This is a genomic window from Micromonospora sp. M51 (genome assembly GCF_018070305.1).
In the GTDB taxonomy this organism is placed as follows: domain Bacteria; phylum Actinomycetota; class Actinomycetes; order Mycobacteriales; family Micromonosporaceae; genus Micromonospora; species Micromonospora parva.
Map to the genome: position 1 here is coordinate 1 of NZ_JAGPXZ010000369.1, position 5879 is coordinate 5879.

Below are 5879 nucleotides of genomic sequence, written 5' to 3' on the forward strand. Positions count from 1 at the left end.
AAAGGAATCCCAACCAGCCAAACCAAAAGGCCTGACCAGTCCGGGGTATAAATCATAATTGGCACTGGCTTTACAAGCACCCTGTTGAGTTCTCAAAGAACAACCACACACCAGCCGCAAGCCCCACCTCAGTGGAACCCCGACCGGGGCTTTTCGTTCCGCGCCCCCGCCGCTCTCGCGCCGGGCACTTTTACTACGTTACCTCACCGTCTCTGCCGTGTCAAACCGTGTGTCCCGGTCTGTCATGCTTCGTACGGGTCAGCGCCGGCGCACTCACGCAGCAGCGAACCGCTGCGTCAGGTCGTCGGATTCGGCAGACCGGCCGCTGCGGTGTCCCGCAGTCTCGCCCGGTTCCCTGCCGGTCGTGAACCTTACCCGGTCGGCTTCGCCGCACCAAATCCGCCTCACGGCCGATCCGGCGAGCCCCGCCCGGACCGTGTCCCGCAGGAGTGAACCCCTGCCTGACCCGGTTGCCATCTCGTTTCGGTGCTTCAGGACCTTCGTCCCGTTTGCCCCGTTCCGCGCTGGCAGAGAGAAAGTTACGCGTCTGCGGGTTTGATCGTCAAATCCACGGGTAGCGGCGCGCGTCACATTCGCACGTCCGGGCCGTTTGCTTAGGTCAGGACCGCCGACGCCGGCCGTGGCGTGAGTGCCTCCCGGTCTACGGCGGTCACCCCGGCCACCGGTGGCGCCTGATCGGCGCGAGCGGCGAGGGGAATCAGGACGTCTGCCGCCGCCGGGTGACCAGCCAGGCCCGGACGCCGAGAACGCCGGCGGTGGTGCCGATCGCCAGCGACGCGGCGATCAGCAACGCGTGCACCCACAGGAAGCTGGTGGCCGGGCCGTCGGCCACCGTTCCGGACGCCCAGGACCGCGGGTCCTGCCAGATGGCCACCGCGAACCTCGGCCAGATCACCCAGGTCCAGACGCCGACTCCGACCAGGAAGAGGCTCCACCCTCGCGACAGCACCATGGCAGCCGAGTATGCCAGCGCACCTGCTCAGCGGCCCGCCGCCGGCAACGCGAACGCGCTGACCCACCCCGGCGGGCGCGGCCGGCGCAGGGCGCTGACTGTTTCCGGCCGCGGCGGGATGGGCACTGCGAAGGGGGACAGCTGAGGACCGTCCCCTGGAGGTGCCCCATGCAACCCTCGACCTTCAACCCCTGGGCCTGGCGTGACCCGTCCGCCCTGGCCGGCGGCTACACGCAGACCACACCCTCGGTCACCCCTGGGCAGGATCAGGGAGGGCACGACGGCCCGGACGCGCCCGGCCCGGGCACCCCGGTCGACCTGGTGGGCTATCAGGTGCAGGCGAGCGATGGGCAAATCGGCACCATCGACGAGGCGAGCGACGCGGCGGACGCCGCGCACCTGGTGGTGGACACCGGGCCGTGGATCTTCGGGCAGAAGGTGCTGCTGCCAGCCGGGACGGTGACGCGGGTGGATCACCAGGAACGTGTCGTGCACGTCGACCGGACCCGACAGCAGATCAAGGACGCACCACCGTTCGATCCGGATTCGGCAGACCCGGAGTACCGGGACCGCGTCGGCACCTACTACGCCGACAGCTACCTTCCCCCTCCCGGCGCCATCCCACGGGTAATCTGAGGCCGTGGTCCGGACGGGCAACTGCGCATCCGAGGCTGTCGACCCGGTCGACGGCCTCGACCTCGGTGCCGTGCCCCAGACCCCGACCAGCTCCGGCGACGGCCGTGAGCAACTTCTGAACGTCCTCCGTGCCGGTGGTCTGCGGTTCCGCGCCGGCGCGCGATGGCGGACGACTCGCTGAGTCGATTCCGCTGACCGACCTGGGCTGAGACAGCCCTGGTCGGCGCGCGCCCGTGCGTGACCCACCTTCGGATAACGAGAGGCACCACCATGTCCGTCGCACGAATGCTCACCGGTGACCGGCCCACCGGCCGTCTGCACCTCGGCCACTACGTCGGCAGCATCGCCAACCGGGTACGGCTGCACCAGCGTTACGAGAGCTTCTTCATCATCGCCGACCTGCACATGCTCACCACTCGCAACCGCCGCGAGGACATCGACCAGGTCTCCGGCAACGCCCGCGAGATGGTGACCGACATCCTCGCCGCCGGGGTCGACCCGGACCGGGCAACCTTCTACCTCCAGTCGGCGATCCCCGAGGTCGGCGATCTCAACACCCTCCTGCAGAACCTGGTGACAGTTCCCCGGTTGGAACGGGTGCCCTCACTCAAGGACATGGCCCGCGACGCCGGCAAGGAGGAGATGCCGTACGGGCTGCTGGGTTACCCGGTGCTCCAGGCCGCGGACATCCTCTGCGTCAAGGGGGAGGTGGTCCCGGTCGGCCGGGACAACGCCGCTCACGTCGAGGTGACCAGGGAGATCGCCCGGCGGTTCAACCACCTGTACGGACCGGTCTTCCCGGTGCCCGAGCTGATCCCGGCGGACACGCCGAGCCTGGTGGGCACCGACGGCGCGGCCAAGATGAGCAAGAGCCGGGGCAACACCATCGCGCTCTCCGACGACGCGGCGACGGTGCGTCGCAAGGTGCTCGGCATGTACACCGACCCGAACCGGGTACGGGCCGACGTGCCGGGCACTGTGGAGGGCAACCCGGTGTTCGCGTACCACGAGGTTTTCAATCCGGACCGCGACGAGGTCGCCGACCTGGCCCGGCGTTACCGGGCCGGGCGGGTGGGTGACGTGGAGGTCAAGGAACGGCTGGTCGTCGCGCTGGAGGGGTTCCTGGCGCCGATCCGACAGCGTCGGGCCGAGATCGAAGCTGACCGGGGTCTGGTCGACCGGCTGATCGTCGAGGGCACGGAACGGACCCGCCAGGAGGTACGCCAGACAGTGCTCGAGGTGCGCCGGGCGATGGGGCTGACCGGCGCGTACCAGCAGGTGCGGCGGCGGGCTGAGCGCAGCCGACGCCGGACAGAAGCGGCAACCTGACGCCGGGCGGCGCTGAGCGAGGAGACCGGACGAAGCGCCGAGCGAAATGGCGCAGAATGCCAGGATGAGGAGGATCTCGGATATTCGTCCGGTGCCTACGGGGGTGACGCACCGGACCACGATGTTCGAGATCTTCTTCGACCTGGTCTTCGTCTTCGCACTCACCCGGGTCATCACGTTCATGGCGGGGTCGCCGGGCGCGCTCACCCTGGCCCAGGGGCTGCTCCTGCTGCTCCTGCTGCTCTACTCCTGGTCGCCGTACATCTGGGTGGGAAACCTGGTCCGGGCGGACGTCGGCCCGGTCCGCGCCGCCACCCTGGTCGCGATGGCGGCGATCTTCGTGGCCGCGCTGGTGATGCCGGACGCGTGGCAGCAGAGCCCGGAACTGTTCGACGCGCCGCTGACTCTCGCGCTGGCCTACGTGGTGGGCCGGGCCGTGCAGTTGGTGATTCTGTTCTGGGCGAGCGCGACGAACCCCGCGCTGCGCTCGACGCTGAGGTTCTTCACGGTGCCGGTCGTGCTGGGCTGGGTTCCCTTGATCATCGGCGCCCTGCTCGGCGGTGCGGCCCAGACGGCGCTCTGGACAGTGGCGTTTCTGCTGAACATCGGCGGTGCCCGGATCGCGTCCGCCTTCCGGCCGTGGCAACTGCGCAGCGTGGACCACTTCACCGAGCGGTACGGCCTGGTGCTGATCATCGCGCTGGGTGAGTCCCTGATCTCCGCCGGCGCGGGCCCCAGGGCGATGGCCCCGGTCGGCCCCGCGCTACTGGCCGCACTGCTCGGCCTCACCAGCACGGTCTGCCTGTGGTGGCTCTACTTCGATCGGCTGGCGTCCACCGCCAGCGAGGCCGTCAGCAGCGTGCCGGGTGAGCGACGGGCCAGCGTGGCCGGCGACGCGTACGGCCTCGCGCACTCCACGCTGATCATCGGCGCGATCTACGTGGCGCTCGGCATCGAGGAGGTGATCGCCCACCTCACCGGGGAGTCGGCGCATCCGGGTCGCCTCGGGTGGGAGGCAGCGACAGCGCTCTACGGCGGCACCGCCCTCTACCTGCTCAGCAGACTTGTCTTCCGACGGCTGACCGTCGGCACGGTGGTCCCGACGCAGGTCGTCGCCGCGCTGCTGCCGCTGCCCCTGCTGCCGATCGGCCGGTCCCTGCCGCCACTGGCGGCGCTCACAGTGCTGACCGCCTTCCTGATCGGCGTGACCTGGTTCGAGCGACGGATGGACCGACGCGACGAACGATCCGACCCGGCGCGGCCACGCCTGCGGTGAGCGGAGCCGGGCAGAAAAGGTTGCCGGGCCGTGTCGATATCCGCGGTCACCGTTCGTCGTCATGCTGTACGGCGACACCGCCGCACCGAGAGGAGCCAAAACGTGAAGTACATGCTGCTGTTCATGAGTCCCATGGTCGACGGAGAGGTCGTCGACAACGGGTGCAGCTTCGAGGACTGGATCCGCTACGACCGCGAGATGAAGGACGCCGGAGTCTGGGTCTCCGGGCACCCGCTACAGGACCTGACCACCTGTACGACAGTGCAGGTGAGCGCCGGTGGCGAGCGCACGATCACCGACGGGCCGTTCGCCGAGACCCGTGAGCTGCTCGGTGGGTACGACGTCATCGACGTGCCGGACCTCGACGCCGCGCTGGAGTGGGCCGCCCGCAGCCCCGGGGCCGCCGGTCCCGGATCGGTCCAGGTCCGTCCGATCGCCGAGATCGACGTGCAGGTCTGAGCGTGCCGGATGAGAGGGCAGCCGTCGGGTCGTCGGTGGAGGCCGTGTTCCGGGAGGAGCGCGGCCGACTGCTCGCTTCGCTCGTGCGCCGCTTCGGCGACCTCGACCTGGCCGAGGAGGTCGCCTCCGAGGCCATCGAGGCGGCGCTGACGCACTGGCCGACCGACGGCGTCCCGAGCCGGCCGGGCGCCTGGCTGCTCACCACTGCCCGGCGTCGGGCCGTGGACCGGTTGCGTCGTGACCGGGTGCTGGCCACCCGGCTCGCCGTGCTCCGGGCGGAGGCCGAGCGGGCCGATCACGCCCCGCCCGCCGACGCGGACCGTGACCTGCCCGACGACCGGCTGGCGCTCTTCTTCACCTGCGCGCACCCGGCCCTGGCCGCGCCGGACCGTGCCGCGCTCACAGTGCGGTTCCTGGCCGGCCTCACCACCGCCGAGGTCGCGCGGGCCTTCCTGGTGCCGCCCGCCACCATGGCCCAGCGACTCGTCCGCGCCAAACGGAAGATCCGTGACGCACGCATCCCGTTCCGGGTGCCGGGCGACGACGAGCTGCCCGGCCGTCTGCCCACCGTGCTCCAGGCCGTCTACTCGATCTTCACCGAGGGGTACGCGGCCAGTTCCGGCCCGGATCTGCAACGGATCGACCTGGCCGAGGAGGCCATCCGGCTGGGCCGGATTCTGCGCCGGCTGCTGCCCGCCGAGCGGGAGGCCGCCGGGCTGCTCGGCCTGATGCTGCTCGTCCATGCCCGGCGCGACGCGCGTACCGGGCCGGACGGGGCCATGATCCTGCTCGACGACCAGGATCGGGGGCGCTGGGACCGTCAGATGATCGAGGAGGGGCGCGGCCTGGTGGTGGTCGCGCTGACCGGCCGAGCGCCCGGGCCGTACGCGGTGCAGGCCGCCATCGCCGCGCTGCACGACGAGGCTCCCGACGTGGCCAGCACCGACTGGCCGCAGGTGGTGGCGCTCTACGACGTGCTGCTCGGCCTGGTGCCCTCGCCGGTCGTCGCGCTGAACCGGGCCGCCGCGGTGGCCATGCGGGACGGACCGGAGGCGGGGTTGGCGCTGCTCGACGAGTTGGCCGACGATCCGCGCCTGCGCGGCCACCATCCCTATCCGGCGGCTCGGGCCGATCTGCTGCGCCGGCTCGGCCGGTACGACGAGGCCGCGGCCGCGTACCGCAGCGCGTTGACGTTGGTCGGCACCG

General features: G+C 70.6%; 6 protein-coding genes. 5 read left to right on the top strand and 1 reads right to left on the bottom strand.

Annotated elements, in window-relative coordinates; translation table 11 throughout:
• Positions 1-718: 718 nt before the first annotated feature.
• Positions 719-973, bottom strand: a complete 255-nt coding sequence (locus KBX53_RS19515; RefSeq protein ID WP_210860867.1) for an SCO4848 family membrane protein — start codon at positions 971-973, stop codon at positions 719-721.
• Positions 974-1141: 168 nt separating this feature from the next.
• Between KBX53_RS19515 and KBX53_RS19520 the strand changes: the two genes are divergently transcribed.
• From KBX53_RS19520 to KBX53_RS19540, 5 genes are all read left to right on the top strand, one after another.
• Positions 1142-1609 carry a PRC-barrel domain containing protein gene (locus KBX53_RS19520; protein WP_210860869.1) on the top strand — a complete coding sequence of 156 codons (468 nt, stop codon included), beginning with the start codon at positions 1142-1144 and terminating at the stop codon, positions 1607-1609.
• A gap of 270 nt (positions 1610-1879) precedes the next feature.
• Positions 1880-2938, top strand: a complete 1059-nt coding sequence (trpS, locus tag KBX53_RS19525) for a tryptophan--tRNA ligase (RefSeq protein ID WP_030338070.1) — start codon at positions 1880-1882, stop codon at positions 2936-2938.
• A 91-nt stretch (positions 2939-3029) separates the two neighbouring features.
• Positions 3030-4214, top strand: a complete 1185-nt coding sequence (locus tag KBX53_RS19530) for a low temperature requirement protein A (RefSeq protein ID WP_210860871.1) — start codon at positions 3030-3032, stop codon at positions 4212-4214.
• A gap of 111 nt (positions 4215-4325) precedes the next feature.
• Positions 4326-4673 carry a YciI family protein gene (locus KBX53_RS19535; RefSeq protein ID WP_247675886.1) on the top strand — a complete coding sequence of 116 codons (348 nt, stop codon included), beginning with the start codon at positions 4326-4328 and terminating at the stop codon, positions 4671-4673.
• Between the two features lie 2 nt (positions 4674-4675).
• Positions 4676-5879 (top strand): RNA polymerase sigma factor (locus KBX53_RS19540; RefSeq protein WP_210860875.1); only part of this gene is annotated, 1204 nt, incomplete at its 3' end.

Coding starts and splice junctions, on each gene's coding strand:
- KBX53_RS19515 (WP_210860867.1), bottom strand. CDS start 973: ATGGTGCTGTCGCGAGGGTGGAGCCTCTTCCTGGTCGGAGTCGGCGTC.
- KBX53_RS19520 (WP_210860869.1), top strand. CDS start 1,142: ATGCAACCCTCGACCTTCAACCCCTGGGCCTGGCGTGACCCGTCCGCC.
- trpS (WP_030338070.1), top strand. CDS start 1,880: ATGTCCGTCGCACGAATGCTCACCGGTGACCGGCCCACCGGCCGTCTG.
- KBX53_RS19535 (WP_247675886.1), top strand. CDS start 4,326: ATGCTGCTGTTCATGAGTCCCATGGTCGACGGAGAGGTCGTCGACAAC.